This window comes from uncultured Haliea sp. (assembly GCF_963973825.1).
Taxonomy (GTDB): domain Bacteria; phylum Pseudomonadota; class Gammaproteobacteria; order Pseudomonadales; family Halieaceae; genus Haliea.
The window spans coordinates 193,989-212,095 of the sequence record NZ_CAXBAE010000002.1 but is presented as its reverse complement, the minus strand read 5'-3'; the positions used below and the strand labels follow the sequence as shown (position 1 = coordinate 212,095).

At 62.0% G+C, this 18,107-nt stretch carries 18 protein-coding genes and 1 tRNA gene; 6 read left to right on the top strand and 13 right to left on the bottom strand.

Features of this window, described 5'->3' with window-relative positions; all coding sequences use genetic code 11:
• Nucleotides 1-19 precede the first annotated feature (19 nt).
• Nucleotides 20-1,258 carry an acyl-CoA dehydrogenase family protein gene (locus AACZ17_RS03475; protein WP_290739156.1) on the bottom strand — a complete coding sequence of 413 codons (1,239 nt, stop codon included), beginning with the start codon at nucleotides 1,256-1,258 and terminating at the stop codon, nucleotides 20-22.
• Between the two features lie 120 nt (nucleotides 1,259-1,378).
• Nucleotides 1,379-1,600, bottom strand: a complete 222-nt coding sequence (locus AACZ17_RS03470) for a SlyX family protein (protein WP_290739153.1) — start codon at nucleotides 1,598-1,600, stop codon at nucleotides 1,379-1,381.
• Nucleotides 1,601-1,680: 80 nt separating this feature from the next.
• Between AACZ17_RS03470 and AACZ17_RS03465 the strand changes: the two genes are divergently transcribed.
• Both AACZ17_RS03465 and AACZ17_RS03460 read left to right on the top strand, forming a co-directional pair.
• Nucleotides 1,681-2,046 (top strand): translation initiation factor Sui1, encoded by a 366-nt coding sequence (locus AACZ17_RS03465; RefSeq protein WP_290739150.1) that lies wholly within the window; start codon nucleotides 1,681-1,683, stop codon nucleotides 2,044-2,046.
• A gap of 310 nt (nucleotides 2,047-2,356) precedes the next feature.
• Entirely contained in the window at nucleotides 2,357-2,749 is a 393-nt protein-coding gene (locus AACZ17_RS03460) for a hypothetical protein (protein ID WP_290739147.1), read from the top strand.
• Here the strand turns inward: AACZ17_RS03460 and AACZ17_RS03455 are convergent.
• From AACZ17_RS03455 to AACZ17_RS03420, 8 genes are all read right to left on the bottom strand, one after another.
• Nucleotides 2,739-3,371 carry a TIGR04282 family arsenosugar biosynthesis glycosyltransferase gene (locus AACZ17_RS03455; RefSeq protein WP_290739144.1) on the bottom strand — a complete coding sequence of 211 codons (633 nt, stop codon included), beginning with the start codon at nucleotides 3,369-3,371 and terminating at the stop codon, nucleotides 2,739-2,741. The genes AACZ17_RS03460 and AACZ17_RS03455 overlap by 11 nt on opposite strands.
• Complete coding sequence (locus tag AACZ17_RS03450; RefSeq protein ID WP_290739141.1) at nucleotides 3,368-4,060, bottom strand: TIGR04283 family arsenosugar biosynthesis glycosyltransferase; 693 nt, start codon at nucleotides 4,058-4,060, stop codon at nucleotides 3,368-3,370. Before AACZ17_RS03450 ends, AACZ17_RS03455 begins: the two co-directional genes overlap by 4 nt.
• 9 nt (nucleotides 4,061-4,069) lie before the next feature.
• Nucleotides 4,070-5,878, bottom strand: coding sequence for a transglycosylase SLT domain-containing protein (locus tag AACZ17_RS03445; RefSeq protein WP_339637737.1), 1,809 nt, complete (start codon nucleotides 5,876-5,878; stop codon nucleotides 4,070-4,072).
• A gap of 220 nt (nucleotides 5,879-6,098) precedes the next feature.
• Nucleotides 6,099-6,175, bottom strand: a tRNA-Arg gene (locus AACZ17_RS03440).
• A gap of 58 nt (nucleotides 6,176-6,233) precedes the next feature.
• Nucleotides 6,234-7,244, bottom strand: a complete 1,011-nt coding sequence (locus AACZ17_RS03435) for an NAD(P)-dependent alcohol dehydrogenase (RefSeq protein ID WP_290739135.1) — start codon at nucleotides 7,242-7,244, stop codon at nucleotides 6,234-6,236.
• A gap of 51 nt (nucleotides 7,245-7,295) precedes the next feature.
• Entirely contained in the window at nucleotides 7,296-7,730 is a 435-nt protein-coding gene (locus AACZ17_RS03430; RefSeq protein WP_290739132.1) for a DUF3429 domain-containing protein, read from the bottom strand.
• A gap of 13 nt (nucleotides 7,731-7,743) precedes the next feature.
• Nucleotides 7,744-8,283 carry a DUF3833 domain-containing protein gene (locus tag AACZ17_RS03425; RefSeq protein ID WP_290739129.1) on the bottom strand — a complete coding sequence of 180 codons (540 nt, stop codon included), beginning with the start codon at nucleotides 8,281-8,283 and terminating at the stop codon, nucleotides 7,744-7,746.
• Between the two features lie 74 nt (nucleotides 8,284-8,357).
• Complete coding sequence (locus AACZ17_RS03420) at nucleotides 8,358-8,702, bottom strand: hypothetical protein (RefSeq protein WP_290739126.1); 345 nt, start codon at nucleotides 8,700-8,702, stop codon at nucleotides 8,358-8,360.
• A 105-nt stretch (nucleotides 8,703-8,807) separates the two neighbouring features.
• On the opposite strand from AACZ17_RS03420, the gene AACZ17_RS03415 reads away from it, so the two are divergent.
• Nucleotides 8,808-9,890 carry a hypothetical protein gene (locus tag AACZ17_RS03415; protein WP_290739123.1) on the top strand — a complete coding sequence of 361 codons (1,083 nt, stop codon included), beginning with the start codon at nucleotides 8,808-8,810 and terminating at the stop codon, nucleotides 9,888-9,890.
• Nucleotides 9,891-9,948: 58 nt separating this feature from the next.
• On the opposite strand, the gene AACZ17_RS03410 is transcribed toward AACZ17_RS03415, so the two are convergent.
• Nucleotides 9,949-11,379, bottom strand: a complete 1,431-nt coding sequence (locus tag AACZ17_RS03410) for a hypothetical protein (protein WP_290739121.1) — start codon at nucleotides 11,377-11,379, stop codon at nucleotides 9,949-9,951.
• 64 nt (nucleotides 11,380-11,443) lie between these two features.
• Nucleotides 11,444-14,524: a TonB-dependent receptor gene (locus AACZ17_RS03405; RefSeq protein ID WP_290739118.1), complete on the bottom strand. Its 3,081-nt coding sequence runs from the start codon at nucleotides 14,522-14,524 to the stop codon at nucleotides 11,444-11,446.
• A gap of 250 nt (nucleotides 14,525-14,774) precedes the next feature.
• Here AACZ17_RS03405 and AACZ17_RS03400 point away from each other — a divergent pair, with 250 nt between their 5' ends.
• Together AACZ17_RS03400 and AACZ17_RS03395 are read left to right on the top strand one after the other, a co-directional pair.
• Nucleotides 14,775-14,963: a hypothetical protein gene (locus AACZ17_RS03400; RefSeq protein ID WP_290739116.1), complete on the top strand. Its 189-nt coding sequence runs from the start codon at nucleotides 14,775-14,777 to the stop codon at nucleotides 14,961-14,963.
• A gap of 16 nt (nucleotides 14,964-14,979) precedes the next feature.
• Nucleotides 14,980-16,719 carry a lysophospholipid acyltransferase family protein gene (locus tag AACZ17_RS03395; RefSeq protein WP_290739113.1) on the top strand — a complete coding sequence of 580 codons (1,740 nt, stop codon included), beginning with the start codon at nucleotides 14,980-14,982 and terminating at the stop codon, nucleotides 16,717-16,719.
• Here AACZ17_RS03395 and AACZ17_RS03390 read toward each other — a convergent pair.
• Nucleotides 16,708-17,730 carry a DUF2235 domain-containing protein gene (locus AACZ17_RS03390; RefSeq protein WP_290739110.1) on the bottom strand — a complete coding sequence of 341 codons (1,023 nt, stop codon included), beginning with the start codon at nucleotides 17,728-17,730 and terminating at the stop codon, nucleotides 16,708-16,710. The two genes, AACZ17_RS03395 and AACZ17_RS03390, sit on opposite strands and share 12 nt — an antisense overlap.
• Before the next feature lie 166 nt (nucleotides 17,731-17,896).
• Between AACZ17_RS03390 and rmf the strand changes: the two genes are divergently transcribed.
• Complete coding sequence (gene rmf / locus AACZ17_RS03385) at nucleotides 17,897-18,100, top strand: ribosome modulation factor (RefSeq protein WP_290739107.1); 204 nt, start codon at nucleotides 17,897-17,899, stop codon at nucleotides 18,098-18,100.
• Nucleotides 18,101-18,107 lie beyond the last annotated feature (7 nt).

Sequence of the window (18,107 nt, the reverse complement as noted above, 5' to 3'; positions counted from 1 at the left end):
TTCTCCTTACGGCTTCAACTTACTTCGATTTGGGCAGGCCGAGCACACGCTCGCCGAGGATGTTGCGCTGTACCTCGCTGGTGCCTGCCGCGATGGTCATGCCGTAGGAATTCATGTAGGACAGCGGCCATTGCCCCCCTGCGGGCGCATTGCTGTCTCCCATATACAGCGATGACGCCATGCCCTCCACCTCGACCGCCAGGGAAGCGATCGACTGGGCAATCTCACTGGCAAGGAGCTTGTTCTGCAGCGGCAGACGCATGGGATGGTCCAGCAGCGCCTGCACGCGCGAGCGCCGCTGGTTCTGCTTCAGCCCCTCTTCACGAATAAGCTGACGCATCAACTTGTCGCGCAGCAGTGGGTCGTCGGCTGCTGCGCCGGCACCCCGGCGTGTCTGCCGCGCGAGCTCGATAACGGCGGACGTCGTGATGTTGTGGCTGGAGCGGTTCTTCATGCCACCGGAGCGCGGGGTCTGCAACTCGCCGGCGCCGCGTTCGTGCAGCAGCGTGGTCATCGCCACCTGCCACCCCTTGCCCAACTCATCCAGGCGATAGCGGTCGTCAACCTCGAGATTGTCGAAAATCACTTCATTGAAGCCGGTTTCACCGGTGATCTTGATCAGCGGCCGCACAGTCACGCCGTTACCCAGTGCGGCACGGATGGGCACCACGAAGTACGAGAGTCCATCGTACTTGTGTGACTTGTCGGTGCGCAGGAGGATGATCATCCACTCGGCAAAGTGCGCAAGGGAGGTCCACACCTTGTGGCCATTAATCACCCACCGGTCGCCGCGCTTTTCCGCAAAGGTCTGCACACTGGCCAGGTCGGAACCCGCACCGGGCTCACTGAACCCCTGGCACCAGATATCCTCACCGGAGAAAAGCCGGGGCAGAAGCTCTGCCTTGACCGCTTCCTGCGCATGGTAAAAGACCGTCGGCGCCGCCATGCCGAGACCAATCACATTGGGAAAGAACGGCGTGCGGGCGGCCAGCATTTCTTCATTGGCCACGCGCTGGCAGTCCTTGCGCCCGCCGCCCCCGACTGCTTCCGGGTAGTCGCAGCCGACCAGGCCCGCGTCATAGGCGGCCTTCTGCCAGGCCTGCAGGTAGTCCAGCTGCTCTGTGGTCATGATCTCAAGCGGGGTTTGCGGCAAGCGCACCGGCGGCTCACCGGGCTTGTTGGCAGCCAGCCAGTCGCGGCAATAGGCGCGGAATTCGGCCTGGGCAGGGGTATCTTTACGGGCAGAAGCGTCGGACATGCTCTTTTCCTGTCAGTTTGATGCGTATGCAAAAAGCGCCAAAGTGTGGGCGATTTGCCCGCGGGAGGCAAGTTGCACCGGGCGCTGCGCGCCTTACCCGCGGTTGTCCCGCGCCCGCGCTCAGTAATGAGGCGGCGCCTCGCGACCCTCCGGGCGTGCGTCATCCAGGGCCGCAGCCTGCTCATCCTGCCGCTCCTTGAGCAGCTGCAGCTGCCGACGCAGCACCAGCAGATCCTGTTGCTGGCCGGTAAGGGCCGCCTGCAGCGCCTGCAGCGCATCCTCTTGGAAGGCGACCTGGCTCTGCAGGTCTTCGACCATCTGCAGCAATTCCTTTTTCTTCACGGGGTGCCTCCTTGTGGCGCCATTCAATTGCAGCGCCGAGGCTAATATACTGCCGGGGACCGCTCAACAAGGAAATCCCCGTGCCGCGACGCGACGCCCAGAACTCCCGCCTTGTCTACTCCACCGACGGGGGCCGGCTGTGCCCACAGTGCCAGCGCCCGGAAGCCAGCTGTGTGTGCGGCAGGGACCGCCCCGCCACAGTGGGTGACGGCATCGTGCGCCTGCACCGGGAAACGAAGGGCCGCGGGGGCAAGGCCGTCACACTGATTCGCGGACTACCGCTCACCGGCGAAGCGCTCAAATCCCTTGCCAAGGCCCTGAAGCAGAAGTGCGGGGTGGGTGGATCGGTCAAGGACGACGTGGTGGAAATCCAGGGTGACCAACGTCAGCTGCTGAAAACCGAGTTGGAGCGACGCGGCTTTACGGTAAAGATCGCAGGCGGTTGATTCGATACTTTTATCGAATTTTAACCATTTATTTGCCACATTTAGCAGACTTTAGACGACGTTATTCACTGGGCCTGAGGCATAGAAAAAGCCAGTTACACAGCCTTCCGCATCCATTTAGTAAATAATTACTCGCAACCCGTTATTTTTGTTGGATTTATCCTATTCCTGTGCTAAATAAGACCTCAGGCGCATCCGGGTGTTCGAGCCGCACTACCGGGCAGGGTACTCACAATAACAGCGCCGATAGAGGATTGAGACACGATACGGCGGTAGAGCATTCAATCGGCTTCCCGAGAGGATACGGCCCATGTACGTCACGGCAGAACACCTGAGAGACCAGGTCATCCGGCCCACACTGAAATACCTCGGCGTGTGGACACCGGCCTGTGAAGACTTCCTGCTTCAGGCCGCCATCGCGGCACCGGAACTGGGCCTGTTCTCGCAGCGCAGCAACGGGCTCGGCCTCTACCACATTACCGCAGCGCAGCACCGCGATATCTGGGATCGCTACCTGGCCTATCGCCCGGAAATGGCGAGCCGCATCCGGGGGCTTGCCAGCCAGCGCGCCTTCCTGAGCGATCCGGACGGCGAATTGCAGACCAACCTCGGCTACTGCACCGCCATAGCCTGGCTGCTGTACCAGCGTTCCCGGGCCAGTGCCGAGGAACCACAGCACACCGCGGCAGCCGCTAGCGCCTGACCGCAGGGTCGACCGTCGCCTGCAGCCCTTCCCAGGCCGGCAAATCCTCCGGGCGGTCTATGTCCTGCAGGGCCGTAAGCAGTTGTACACTGTAGCCCGCCGCCTGCGCTCCGTTGAGGGTCTCCTCCAGCACGGTTTCCGAGCCCCACCGCACGTTCGTGAAGACCCCGTCAGATACCGGGCGGCGCACACCGATCAAGACAAACCCGCCGTCCAGTGCCGGCCCTAACACAAGGTCGACGTGTTGCAGTGCGCGCGTCGCAGCGCGCAGGTAGCCGGCGTCGATCTCCGGGCAATCGCTGCCCACCAGTAACACCGCTGCGGCTCGTCGCAGCCCGCTTGCCAGCGCGTACTGCATGCGATCACCCAGGTCGTCACCCTGCTGCAGGCAAACCCGGCTCACCCCCTCACCCAGGCAGCGCCGAAACAGCGGATGCTCGACACCGCCCGCCGCCCACAGCTCCACCGTCCCGAGACCCGCCTGCAACAGCCTGCGACTGGTCCACAACACAAGGGCCTCGTGCAGGGCGCACGCCTGTTCCGCACTCAGCACCGGTTGCATGCGGGTTTTCACCCGGCCGGGGACCGGAACCCGGGCAAACTGCTGCAGCAAGACACTCACCGCGGCGCCCCGTAGTACTGCCGCCACAAACGCTCGGGGCTCACCCCGAGTGCGAAGGCCAGCCGCAGCCGCCACATCTGCAGAACGGTGCGGGCCACGCCGCGCTGCTCCCAGCGCCGACTCGCCGTTTGTACCCGCAGGCCGGGAGGCACCAGAGGCCTGTGCTGCCGGCGCAAACGCGCACTCAGCTCGACGTCTTCCATCAGGGGGATTGCGGCGTAGCCTCCTGCCGCCTCGAACACATCGCGACGCACGAACAGCAACTGGTCACCCGTGCCAATGCCGCTTGCCCGGGAGCGCCAGCTGATCGCCCGCTCGATCACCCTGAACACGGCGCGTCTGCCATCCAGGCACACGGCAAAGAAACCCCAGGCCGGGCGCGCAGAGAGCGCCGTCGACAGCGCATCGCCGGCAAACAGGGGGTAAGTGTCGGCGTGCAGGAACAACAGATACTCTCCCCGCGCGGTCTGCGCCCCCAGGTTCATCTGTGCCGCCCTGCCGGCTGCGGTCATCAGTAACGCGGTTGCACCGGGCAAGGCCTGCGCCACACTGTCATCGACACTGCCGCCGTCGACCACAATACGCTCCGCCCGGGGAAAGGCCGCGCTCAATGCCTCGAGCAGGCCCTTGATACGCGGCCCCTCGTTGAGCACCGGGATCACAAAACTGAACTGTGGCGCGGCCGTCACTGCCAGCGCTCAATACGCGCGCTGACGTTCACGTTCCGTCAGCAGACTGCCAGCCGTGCCCAACTGGTACTGGAAAACCACGTTGTAGGCCAGCACGGCCTGTACGTAGTTGCGGGTTTCCCGGAAAGGAATGGTTTCGATCCAGACATCTACCGGCACCGTCTCATCCTGCGGATTCAGCCACCGCGTCACCCGGTGTGGGCCGGCGTTGTAGGCTGCCAGCGCCAGCACCCGATTGCCGTCGTAACGGTCCAGCAACTGCCGATAATAGGCGCTGCCAAGCAACACGTTGTGTTCGACATCAAACAGCGCGCCGTCGGAATGTGGCGTACCGAGGCTGGCGGCAACCTCCCGGCCAGTGGCAGGCATGACCTGCATCAGGCCGCGGGCACCCACTGGCGAGCGCGCACCGGCGTAGAACGCACTTTCACGCCGGGCAATGGCCATGAGCTCAGTCGTTTCCACCCCCCGCTGTGACGCCATTCGGGCAAAGGTGTCGCGGTAAGGCAGCGGAAAGCGCAGGTCCAGCGCATCCCAGGCCTGGGCGCGGTTCGCCGCATCGATTGCCATACGATGCCAACCGAGATCAGCGGCCAATGCCGCCAGCTCCACCTGCTCCTCTGCGGTGGTCATCTGCAGCACCTGGTACCACTCGGAGTGCGCCAGGTTTTCCTTGTCGTGATGGTAGAGTTCTTCGATTCGCCGCACCACAGGCAGCTCCCGCAGCGGCGCCATGCGCTCCGCAGTCAGGCTGACGACCTGGGGGTTGAACTGATACGGCAGGGCAAGGCGGTCGGCGGCGAGAAAGCCATAGTAGTCACGCTCTGCAGCCAGTTCCCGGAACAGCGCCTCGGCGAGCGCCCTGTCGCCACTGCGCTCAAAGAGCACGGCTCGCCAGTAGCGCCAGGCCGGTTGCGCCTTGCCCTCGCTGGAGAGCTTCTGCAGGTTTGCCGCCAGTGCCTGCCAGTCCTGCTCCTCCAGTGCCCAGCGCATGCGGACTTCAACCAGCAGATCGTCGTTCAGCCTCGCGAGCGCCGCCTCCACCCAATCGAGGTTGGCGGCGGAGCGTGCAAACAGGCTGCGCAGCGCCAGCTCGCGCTCCGCGAGGGCCTGCTGCTCCGCCGAAAATGCCATGCGTGCCTGAAAATACTGCCACTGCGCCAACGCCGCCTCCGGTCTGTAGCGCGCAAAATAGGCAGTGCCGTGCGCAACGATGTCAGCCGCTCTCGGATTGTCACTCGGGGCGAGCCGGGACTTCATCTGATCGGGATTTACATAGGCCTGCAGCAGCCGCTCGGACCAGGGCTGGAGGTCATCACTGCCCTTGCGTGCCACGTAGGTCATGAGGCTGCGCTGCCGCGCGTCGAAGGCTTTCAGCAAGCGCGCCCAGACCACCTCGTCCTGCAGCTGCCCGGCTTTCTGCCAGGCCGCAAACAACGGATCACAGGCCTTGGGGCGCGACTCACCATGGACCCAGAGCCGCTCGGCCCCCTCCCAGGCCACCAGCGGGTCTCCGGCGGCAAGCTGCGCCCGCAAAAAGTAGCACTTCAGCTCGATACTGTTGGGCTCAGTCGGCATGACGGCGAGGAAATCGTCCCAGCGCTGCTCCTGACCCGCGCGTTGCAGATAGATCGCCAGGAACCGGTTCGGCAGCGGCGTGCCCGCGCTGCGCTGCAAAAACAGTCGGGCATCCCCGGGGCGCACGGCGCTGGGTTTGCGACTGAGCTCAAAATAGTCGAGGTACATGGCCAGGGGATAACTATCGAGCGCCGGACGCAGCGCCCGGTATTCGGTCCACTGGCCGCGGTCGATGGCCACTACAGCATCGCTATAGCGCTCACGATCCGCAGGAAGGTTCGACGCCTGAACAGCCGACGTCGTTACCAGATACTGGAGTGCCAGAACACTCGCGATACACCGCCACCGCAATCGGGCATCCCTCTTGAAAAAACCACCGCGCTGCACGGCCGTGCAGCGGCATTCCACGGTGCAGAGAGTGATACGGGGACGGGGGATTTGCAAGGGGGTATGCGGGTATTGGTGCCCCCGCCAGGACTCAAACCTGGGACCTACCCCTTAGGAGGGGGTCGCTCTATTCAACTGAGCTACGGGGGCGCTGCGGGCCGCGAGTATAGCAGCCCGTCCGCGCTGTTGGCACCTTTCGAGCCCGGTACTAGCCGCCAATATCCAGGCAGATCTTGCCGAAGTGCTGCTGTGATTCCTGGTGACGGAAGGCGTCTGCCAGTTGCTCCAACGGGTAGCTGCTGTCGATGACGGGTTTGAGGCCGCCCGCCTCCACCGCTGCCAGCATGTCCAACTGCTGCGCCCTGCTGCCCACGGTAATGCCGCTGATGCGGGCGTTCTTCTGGAACAGCTCCGCTGTCGGCACTTCACCGGCAAGACCCGTCAACACGCCTATCATGCTGATACAGCCATCAAACGCCACCGCCTTCACGGATTGTGGCAGCGTACCTGGCCCGCCAACTTCCACCACCAGGTCGGCACCGCGGCCATCGGTAATCTCCTGCACCCGCTGGCCCCAGGCGGGCACCTCGCGGTAATTGATCAGCTGTTCCGCGCCGAGTTCGCCGAGCCGCTGCAGCTTGGCATCAGACGACGAGGTGGCGATCACCCGACAACCCATCTGGCGGGCAAACTGCAGGGCGAACACAGACACCCCTCCGCTACCCTGCACCAGCACCCAGTCCCCGGGCCGCAGATGCGTTTCCACCACCAGGGCCCGCCACGCGGTCAACCCGGCGCAGGTCAATGTGGCCGCCTCGGCGTAGCTCAGCCCCGCTGGCATGCGCGTGAAACCCTGTGCCGGCATGGTGACGACTTCAGCGGCAAACCCATCCACATGGTCGCCGGGCACACCGAGCACTTTCTGCAGGTCGGGCCGCCCGTCCTGCCAGGCGGGAAAGAAACAGCTCAGTACGTCATCGCCCACCGCAAAGTCGGTAACGCCCTCGCCCACGGCGGTGACGACCCCGGCGCCGTCGGACATGGGGATGCGGCCGTCGTCCGTAGGCAGCATGCCCAGCGCTACCACGTAATCGTGAAAATTCAGGGAACTGGCGCGCACTTGCACCTGTATTTCGCCATACCCCGGCGGGCGGACATCCCGCTCGATCAATCTCAGCCTGTCGAGGCCACCGGGTTTGGAAACAGCAACTGCACGCATGTGGGTTCTCCTTGATGCGGGTACGGGTCTTCGCTGGCGCCGGAATGCCTCTCAGGCGCTGCCGCGCACAATAAGGCCCGCAATGTAGGCAATATGCAGGGCGACGACAAGTAGCGTGAGTTGAACCCGCATGCGGGAGTACCAACCCCGATCGGTGCTGCTGCCACGTTCATACCAGAGAGTTGCAAGGTGCGCCAACGCCAGCAGCCCGCCGGCGATCAGTGCCTGCGCCGTGAGCACACTGCACACCGCGAACAACACCAGGCCGTTACTGACCAGCAAGCGCAGTGCCTTGTCGCCACCCACCCGTCGCTGCGCCGTCCCCCAGAGCGACCCGGCCATGAAACACAGGATGGCAAGCGAATATACGATGAAACCTTGCTGTGACAGCGCACGGGGATAGTCCTGCAACAGCCAGATGCCGGCGGCACTGACAGCGAAAGGTATCAGCCCGGCAAAGCCGAGCGCCGTGACCAGACGTGTCACTGCGATAGCCCTGTCAGTCCTGTACTTTGCTGATCACCAGCAGTATCTCGCCGACCCGCACGCCAAACTTGCTCATGATGGACTCATTGATCAGAGTCGTCGGGTTGACGAGGTACATGCGGTCATCGATGCGCAGGTCCAGCGTGCCGTCGTTCCAGGGAATCTGCAGCACGTAATCCAGGAACATGCTGTTGCCGGCTACCGTAATATCGCCCTCGCCCACCACGTCACCGGCGGTGCCGATATAGCGACCATCGCCCGCAGGCGTGAGCGTCCAGACCCTGCGGTCGGGTTCACCGTCGTCAAACAGGAAATCCTCTTCCAGTGTGCCGATTCCGTCTTTCCAGTAGGCCTTGATATCGGCATTGAAGTAGCGAATGACCTTGCCGCTGCGGTCCTTGATGACGCCGTGGGCCGTGAGTTGGCCGTTAAAGAACGTTTCCGGCACCAGGGTCGGCTGATTGTCAGTGTATTCGTCTACGGTTACCGCGCCACAGCCGGACAGGCCCGGCAGCAGGGACACAAGAAGCAGGAATGGAAGCAAGGGGCGCATGGAGAGTCTCTCGGGTAGCGGGTTCCTGCTACCTTACGCGCTGACCCTCCAGAGGGATCACCTGAGCAGAGTGCCTAGAGGGTATAGTGCGCCCCGACGTGGCGGCTGCAGGCCTGGCTGCCGCTGTATTCCAGCAGGCGCGCCTGAATTGCAGACTGGTCGCGCTCGAGGATGCCGAACATGAGCCCGTCGAAGTAGCCCAGCGCCTTGGCATAGATCACATCGCCGGCCTCGGCATCGTAGTTACCCAGCACCTCATCCACCTGGTCGGCGTACTCGTCCTCACTGAGAAAGCCGAGGGCGTCCTGCGCCAGCACACAGCTCAGCTGCCGGGACGCGGCAAACTCCTCGGCACCGAGGGAGAGCGCATGAGACTGGGTGGTGACAACGAGCAATAGTGCAGCAACAAGTGATCGCATGGTACGCTGGGCCTTCCTCAGGGGAAACGTCATTGCGCGCAACAATACGTCCGCTTTATGACATCCGTATGACAAGAATATGAAGAATGTGGGGAGCACTGGACCATGAATCTGCGCGTCATTGTATGGGGCACCGGCAACGTCGGACGCCCGGCCATCAGGGCCGTACTGTCTCATCCCGGCCTTGAGCTGGCGGGCGTTGTGGTTTCCAATCCGGAAAAAGTCGGGGTTGATGCCGGGCTCTTGGCAGGGGTTGCCCCGGTGGGCGTGGTGGCGACCAGCGACGCTGCCGGGCTGCTCGCGCAGCGACCCGATGCCGTTGTCTACACCGCGACGGCCGATACGCGGCCCGAGGAGGCCATGCGCGACCTGCTGCATTGCCTCGAAGCGGGCTGCAATGTTGTCTCCAGCGCCTTTTACAGCCTGCTGCACCCGGCCTCGAGCTTCGCCGAGGTGCTGCAGCCCATTGAGGCGGCCTGCCAACGCAGCGGCGCATCGCTGTTCGTTTCAGGGATCGACCCCGGCTGGGCGATGGATATGCTGCCCATTATCGCCAGCGGCACCAGCTCGGCCATTACCGAAATTCGCAGCCGGGAGATATTCAACTACGCGCTGTATGACCAACCCCGTGTCGTGCGCGAGGTGATCGGCTTTGGTGGCGACATGCAGGCCCTGCCGTTAATGCTGCACGATTTTGCCATCGAAATGGTCTGGGGCCCCATGGTGCGCCTGGTCGGTGACGCCCTCGGTCACCCCGTATCCGCAATCGAGGTCGTCGTGGAGCGACGCGCGCTGGAACGGGACGTTACTGTCGAGGGCATGGGCTTGTTTCAGGCGGGCACCCAGGGCGCGTTCCGCTTCGAAGTACGCGGGCTTCACCAGGGCCACGCGCTGTTTGTACTGGAGCACATCACCCGCATTGATGACAGCTGCGCACGTGACTGGCCCTACCCACCGCACGGGGGTGGCTGTCACCACGTGATCGTCAGTGGCAACCCCACCGTCACACTCAGCCTGCATGCAGAGGACCGCTTCGAACCCGGCGCGGCTGGCGGTGGCAACGCATCCGCAGCCTGCTGGCTGGTGAATGCAATTCCCGCGGTGGTCGCCGCGAGCGCCGGCGTCGTGACCGTGTTGGATATCCCCCGCATTGACGGCAGCAGCCAGCTGGGGATGGAGTTGCCCTGAAACTGTCACCAAAAAAAACGCCAGCTCAAGGCTGGCGCAAAAGGGGATTCGGCTTCGCTTACAGCGACCCGGAGACCGTCCAACCTTCGTACCAGAAGCTGGTGGCTGAGGGGTCAACTGCACCCGCGTAGTCTGTAGCCTCGAAGAAGTCGGGGTCCGCCAGGCTGGCCGGATAGGTTGCATTGATATCCGAGATGTCCAGAACGCCGACCGCAGACGCTTCAGCGGCTTGTGCTGCGTAATTGGCGTCCAGCTCGACATCAGGAACCAGCGCAGGCAACAGCACCACGTCGCCGCTGTTGTCACAGTCCGCCACGACGTTGGTGTACACCAGCTCGACACCCACCTGGGCAGCGCGGCTCGCGTCAACACAGGTCGTTTCCGCCGTGAATGCGTCGTCGTAGGTGAATACCGAGTGGTGGATGAACCCGCCCGAGGTCGCCTTGAATACCGCACCCGTGGCATTGGAGCCACCACCGATAAAGGTCGCGTTGGCAATGGTGGGCAGGGAGAGGAAGTCCAGTGTACCTTCCGTATCAGCCTCAATCACGTTCCCTGTCGCGTCCGGGCCCTGGTCGACCAGCACAAACTGCAGGTTGCCGCTCCAGCCCTCGTCCCAGTCAACCGAGTCATCCTGGTTACCGGTCAACACCATGTAGCGCACGCTGACGTTGCCGCCGTAGAACTCGATGCCATCGTCAGCGTTGGCATTCACCTGGATGTACTCCATCTCGGTGCCGCTGCCGACGCCGATCAGGGAGATACCGTTGATCTCGTTACCCGTGGCGAACTCGAAACCACCTTCAGTGACGACGACGTAGCGCAGCACGCCGCTGCTGTCGTCGGGGCTGTAGCCACCGCCGAAGCCGGATTCACCCTCGGAGTCGACGTTGCAGGCGACTGCGCCCTGGTCTGCGGTCAAACACTCGTTGTGCGGCGCGTAACCGTGCATGATGAGGCCGCCCCACTCCCCTGAGCCATCAAAGCCTGCGTCATCCGAGCTGAACACGATGGGCGCCGCAGCGGTGCCCTCCGCCATGATTTTGGAGCCGCGTGTGATGATCAGGTTGGCAAAGCTCCCGGTCTGTCCCTTGATCTGTGTGCCCGGTTCAATCGTCAGGGTCACATTCGTGACGGGGTTACCGCTGGCCAGTGTGCCCTCGTCGATAGACATCTCCTGGTTACCATTGCCCACGGTAACCCGCGACTCCATGTACCAGACCTTGTCGCTGGTCAACGTGCGGTCAACGAGAACGGTAGACGGCATCTGACAGACATCGTTGCCGTCTGCATCTTTCGGACGGGCGGAAGACCAGTCGGGGCAGACTGAGGCACTGCCGGAACCGTCACCGCCGCCATCCACTGGCGGGTTCACGATTTCAGTGGGGGCATCAATATTGATGGTGGCGCTGTCACCTTCAGAACATCCATACAGGCCGCCAACTGAGCCGAGCATCGCCGTGGCGATTGCCAATTTCTTCAGTTTCATAGTTACTCCTCGGGTTTCCTGGTTCATAAAAAAATCCTGCTTGCGCCGGAACGCGTGCCTGTTATCAGAATTGCCAATCAAATCCTGCCTTCACTTCATACCCGCGCTTGTAGCTTTGGAACACGTTCCCGCCCTGGGTGAACTCCAGTTCACTGTCGAGCAGGTTTTCCAGCTTCACGCGGAAGGTGAAGGTGTCGGAGAGCGAGTAGCGGTAGACGAGGTTGACATCCATGCGGGGCTCGAGAATGACGTCCGGCTGCCCGGAAACACCGACATCCACGATGGTCTCCCCACTCTGGTTCAACAGCAGCGTCAGTTCGTGACCGCTCGCGATGTCGTCGTAGCCGACGATCAGGTTGAAGGTGTAATCCGGCGCACCCTGCAGTGAACGCGTGCTGGCGTTCTGCAGCGTTACCTCGGAATCAATCAGGCTGGCGTTGGTGGCGAGGAACACGCTGCGCGTGAAGCTGTCATCCAGCGCAAAGTCCTTCCGCCCATCTATTTCAACGCCCAGGATTTCGGCAGACTCGGCGTTCTGGAAGGTGCGGGAGTTGCCGGCCGTGCCTGACGCGGGCTGTACCACGCGCTCGATCGGGTCCTTCATATCCTTGTAGAACAGGGCGATGCTCAAGGACTCCTGGTCAGACCAGTACTTTTCCCAGCGCACGTCGTAGTTGGTCACATCCGACACCTGCAGGTTCGGGTTCCCCCGAACGCGGAAGTTGAACTCGCGATCGTAAAACGTCGCGTTGGACGTTTCCTTGAAATCCGGACGCGCTACCGTGCGCGACATCGCGAAGCGCAGCTGCTGGTCATCGGTGATGAACCAGTTGAAGCTCAGGGTCGGCAGCAGCGAGTCTTCCGCCAGCACGGATTGCTCCGGGCCCTGGTCACCCGACAGGGAGAAGGTGTCGGTGATCTGCTCGAACTCTTCATAGCGCAACCCAACAACCAGCTGGTACTTCAGGTTCCATAGGGCATCATATGAAAAGTAGACGCTGTTCAGATCGAGCTCGGCGTCGTAGCTGTCGCTGGGGAGCGTCTTGTCCTGGAAGGTGAAGCCGGTGCTCGGAATGCCCGTGATGGTTTCGCTGTTGACGACATCGGAGACGTCGAGATTCGGGGCGTTATCGTCAATGGCCAGCAGACCACCACCGAAGCCGTAGGTGTCGGAATCCGAGTCCCGCTCACGACTGATGCCGTTAACGCCGAAGGACAGTGAAGACTCCAATGCACCGTTGGAGAACAGGTAATTGACGTCCACAGAGCCGTCAAGATTGTCATCCACCAGATCATCGTAGCGGCGGGTCAGTTCGGGCACCTGCAGGTTGTAGATGCCGTCATCACCCTGCAGGTCGAAGCGCACGTCGCGGCGATCAGGCGCGTAGCGCTCGGCCCGGCTGCCGGTCAGCTGCCAGTTGAGCGTCCAGGACTCCTCATCACCGAGGATGTGCTCGCCGGCGAGCTGCTGGGAAATGAACTGCCGCTCCTCCCACTCAATGGACCAGCTGATGGAGGGGTTGAGTTCATCGCCGTCAAACCCTTCCTCGACCCGGACCGACTCGCTGGTGACCCGCGACAGCACGGTATTGGAGGTAAAGCTGGAGGCGCCCATGTTCAACCCCAGGGACAAGAGGCCGCTGGCGTCAACATCGTTGTCGAACTGCTCGAAGCGGTAATCGTCCAGCACCATGGACGCGTTCAGGCCGCCGTAGGTGCGGCGGATGCCGTCTTTGCGAACGCCGCGTTCATTCTTGTAGTTACCGGCAACAAAGTAACCGAACTCCGCACCCCAATCCGGGAGATCGAACACGTCCCCGTAGTTCGCACCCATCGACAGGTCGGGCGTCGCGGTTTCGGTGTCGTACTGGAAGCCATCCGTGATGGCGTTTGCGCCCAGCTTCCCGAGCTCGCGCTCGACCGCAGGGCCGTAGAACTCCGAGTACTTCAGTGCCTGCGACACGGCGTAGGCAATGGCGGGCCTCTGGCGTGCGCCATCGTCCCAGCCGAAGACGTCGAAATCGCCGCTGGCCGGATCGACATAGGCATCGTCCAGGGTTACGCCATCCACGTAGCCCAGCTGCAACGAGACACTGCCCCCGCGCTCATTCGGGAACGTCCGGGTGTTGATTTCCAGGTTGCCGCCCGTGCTCTCACCGGGCATGGACGCGAGGTAACTTTTGCGGATATCAAGCTGTTCGACCATGCTGCTGGGGAACAGATCAAGGGGCACGCTGCGTTTGGTCGGGTTGGTACTGGGCAGGGTCGCGCCGTTGAGTGTGCTGCTGACATAGCGGTCGCCCAATCCGCGAATGAATACGAACTGGTCATCCTGCACCGTCACACTCGGAACACGGATCACCGAAGCCGCGACATCGGTATCGCCGAAGCGCGCGAGTTGCTCCACGTCCAGTGTGTTGATGACGTTGGTCGCGAATCGCTCAGACTCCTGCATGCCGCCGGCGGGCAGGCTGGCGATGACCGTCACTTCCTCGATCTGCGGCACGCCAATGGCCAGCGACTGGCTTGCCGCGGAACGCAGCACGAAGTTTGACTGCTTCTCGGCGTTGGCGATGACGCGGTATTCCTCGATGTTCTGCGTACCGAGGTCAGGGTGGCTGATGGTCAGGCTGTAGATACCCCGTGGTGCCTCCAGCTGGTAGCGCCCGTTCTCGTCTGTCGTGGCTGTTCGCTCAACACCGCCGCCCAGCGCAACCACGGCTCCGGCAACTGGCTGGCCTCCCGATTCCACGCGGCCGGTGATCCGACCCGTGGTGGCGCGGCTGCGTTGTGCGGCGGTTTCAGCCGCAAAGTAGGACTCTACAGAGGCCGAGGCCTCCGAGTCAGCGCCAAGCGTCACCAGCACATCCGCAAGCTGTCCGTCGGCGGTGTTGAAACGAAAGCTGTGCAGTGTCCGGCCACCGTCGAGAATCTGCACGCTGTGGGCACCGGAAGAAAGATCGAAGTAGACAAAGCCGCCCTCGTCTACGGGCTTGCTCACCGCGCCGTCCAGTACCACGGTCAGCCCCGCTGCGGAGACCCCATCGCGGCTGACCTGTACCACAAGTTCATCGGCTGCCTGCACGATAACACTGGAACAAATGAGGATGGCTGCGGCGCCGATATGAGAAAACGATGGTTTCATTCTTGCTTCCCGATGCATGAGCAACATTCGAGACGGTGCTGCGATCAGCGCGCCGGCTCAGGACAGGGGCAAGAATAAGGTGGGTAAATGACAGTTGTGTTATCGATATATGACGTTTTTGTTGCACTGAATATCGACCAGGGCGACTCGTCACCACGCCTGATCGGTCAAGAAAACTTCATCGCTCTGTAGCCAGACTGCAACAGCAGCCATGCACCTTTGCCATCAAACCGCACACGGAGATGCTCCCATGCAGACAGACAAGTTTCGTTCGTCATTGACTCAGAAAGAGCGGGAACGACGTGAAATACAGCGCCAGATTGACCACTTCATCCAGCGAGGTGGACGCATCGCCGTTATTGAACAGGCGCAGGGGCGCAGTGCGCGCTACACCTGGCAGCGAGACCATGATGAGGCCCTGACACTGTTCTACTCCTGACGGGAGCCCGTGCCACATGCTGGATGTACAAGAGATTCTGCAGACGCATTATCCCCAGTTTGTATCACGCCATAAGCGCCTGGCTCGCAGCGCCACGCGCTTTCTGGGTTATCTGTTCTACACGCAGCGGTTCGCCCAGTTTTCGCGTGAGCATCCAGAGCTCAGGGGCCTGGAGTTCGTCGATCGCGTGCTGCAGTACTTCGACTTCACTCTCAAGGTTACGCCGGGTGAGCTGGCTCGGGTACCGGCCTCAGGACGCATTGCTATCGTTGCCAATCACCCCCTGGGGTCCTTGGACGGGCTCGCGCTCCTGCAGCAGGTGGGGCGCATCAGGCAGGACGTCAAGGTGGTCGCCAACGCGCTCTTGAGCGCGATAAAACCACTGGAGACTCTGCTCTTGCCAGTCCATAACATGGGGGGCGGCACTCCAAAGAGAAACCTGCAGCGCATTCGGGAACACCTCGAATCCGAGGGGGTTTTGATTATTTTTCCCGCGGGCGAGGTGTCCCGCTTCGGCATCAAGGGTGTCAAAGATGGTGAATGGAACCCAGGCTTCATACGCATCGCTGAGTCTGCTCGCGCACCCGTCTTGCCTGTCTACGTCGCTGGGCGCAATTCCGTGTTCTTTTACAGCCTCTCGTTCCTGTCACGACCCCTCTCAACACTCTGGCTGGTGCGTGAGATGTTCAAGCAGGAACACAACACGGTCGCAGCGCGCGTGGGAGCGCCGATTCCCTGGGCTAACTATAGCCAGGTGTCCTCTTCTCCTCGTGTTCTGGCGGATCTCTTCAGACGGCATGTTTATCGTTTGGCACGAAACGCGCGCCCGATCTTCCAGGGTGCTGAGGCAATAGCGGACCCTGAGAATCGCACGTTGCTGCAGCAGGAAATGGAGACCAGCGAGCTACTCGGCACCACACCGGATGGTATGCAGATTCGTTTGTGCAAAATGGATTCTGCCCCGTGTGTCATGCGCGAGATAGGGCGTCTGAGAGAGCTGGCATTTCGCGCGCTGGGAGAAGGCTCCGGTCTGCCAAGAGACATCGATCGATTTGATCGCGAGTACCTACAGCTGACACTGTGGGACCCGAAGGCTCGGGAAATTGCCGGTGCCTATCGGCTCGGTCGCGCACAGAAGCTGGTTGCCTCGGGTGGATTGGGGGCATTGTACTCCCATTCACTGTTTCGCTTTGGCAGAAGCATGGATACATACCTGCGAGAGGGACTGGAGTTGGGTCGCAGCTTTGTGCAGGCGCACTACCAAACCCGGCACAGCCTGGACTACCTCTGGCTGGGCATCGGGGCATACCTGCGTCGCTACCCTGGTTGTCGCTATCTGTTCGGGCCCGCGTCCATCAGCCCACTCTACGGGGAACAAGCCACAACCATGATCTGCGGATATTATGCCACCTACGGCGCAAACACCGCGCTCTCCGTACAACCACGCCGCCCGTTTCGCCCACAGCAACCCTACACACCCAGCGGTGACCAGGAGCAGGATTTGCAGGCACTGCGTCAGCATCTCTCAGGTCTCGGCCTGCAGATTCCGACCCTGTTCAAACATTACGCCAACGTTGCGGAGCCCGACGGGATGTGGATGACAGCCTTCAATATTGACCCGACGTTTGGCCACTGTGTCGACGCTTTCGTGATGGTTGACCTCAACCGGCTAAAACCCAAAAAGCGACAACGGTATCTGGAGTCGCCGCGACTCTCGCGACCACCACATAACACGGCCCATCAATCATGTCGTTGAACGCCAGGCACCGCTGCGGCGCGCGAGCCACTCCACCAGAGATTTAGGCGCGTAGTTGCCCTGCGCATACCGTTCTCGGACGGAGGCATGAAGTACGGCGTCATCGGGAATAGGTCGGCTGTAGCGGCCCAGGGCACGCCAGAAACGTTGGTAGGAGCGATGTGCGGTCGCCGTGCTGTCCAGCACGAGAGGGTTCAGCAGGTGCGGCTCGAGGCGAAGCCCACTGCGCTCTGCCTCTTTGGCCATCCAGTGCAGCGGGATATCGCTGAGCCGCTTGCCAGCGTCGTCAGCCGGGTAGCCACCACCGACATCGGCATGCACGCCAGCAAACCAGACCTGCTGCATATCGGCACTCTCGCTGGGTGCCCACAGTGTGGGTTCGAAATCGCTGCGCTCTTCGTCGATGGACACCGCATGCCGTGCGACCCTCACGTTGCTCCCAAGCACGGGATCGTAAAACAGGTCCTTCTCTTCGGCGAAGGCGAGCACACGCGTGGGAATGCCCAGGGCGCCTACCGTGTCCCAAACGCCGATGAAATCGACGGTGGCACGCTGCCCGCCAACGGCAAAGCGCTGCCGCCACTGCTCTGAGGTCACTGAACCGGGTGGCGCGTTGCGCTGCTTGTACAGGGTGAAGGCCTCCGGAATGCGGTTGGCCTCGGAGCGTCGCAGAATGCCGCAGTTGTTGAGCATACCGGCCAGACAGCGCACCGTGTAGGCGCCACGGCTGAAACCGAACAGGAACAGGCGGTCTCCCGGGTCGAAATTCTGCACGATGAAGCGGTAGCCATCCTGGATATTCTTGGTCATCCCCAGCCCCGTAACGCCGCCGCTCGCCTGGGCATAGTAGGAGCCGACACCCCAATCGTAGAAAACCACCTGCCTGCGGCCATTCGCGGCGCGGGGACTGATCGCCCGGGCGATACGCAACACATTGGTGGGGTTTTCGTCCTCCGGATCGTTCCAGGTGCCATCGGCACAAATCACGATATGCTTGCCGGACGTCGCCATACTCCCCCCTCGATGTGCACAGCCGGGCTTGTCCTTGCAGTGTACACCCTGTTTGGTTATAACAGGATGGAGCTTTGCTCCAAATCGATGTTTGCGAGGCCTGTGGCAGTCTGTTTAGATGGAACTGTGCCCGCAGGGTGCAGAGTTCCAACAGGAGGCAGTATCTATGAGAAGACAGAAACGCGACATGAGTTCCAGGGCGTACGACCGCGGTTATCAAGCCGGCGTTACGGGCCGGAGTATCGACTTTTGTCCGCACGCCAACGAGGAACACCGTCAGCAGTGGGTATCAGGTTGGCGAGAGGGTCGTGTTGACCAATGGGACGGCCTGACCGGCGTGTCAGGCGTACACAAACTACGCGTCAGCTGACGCAATG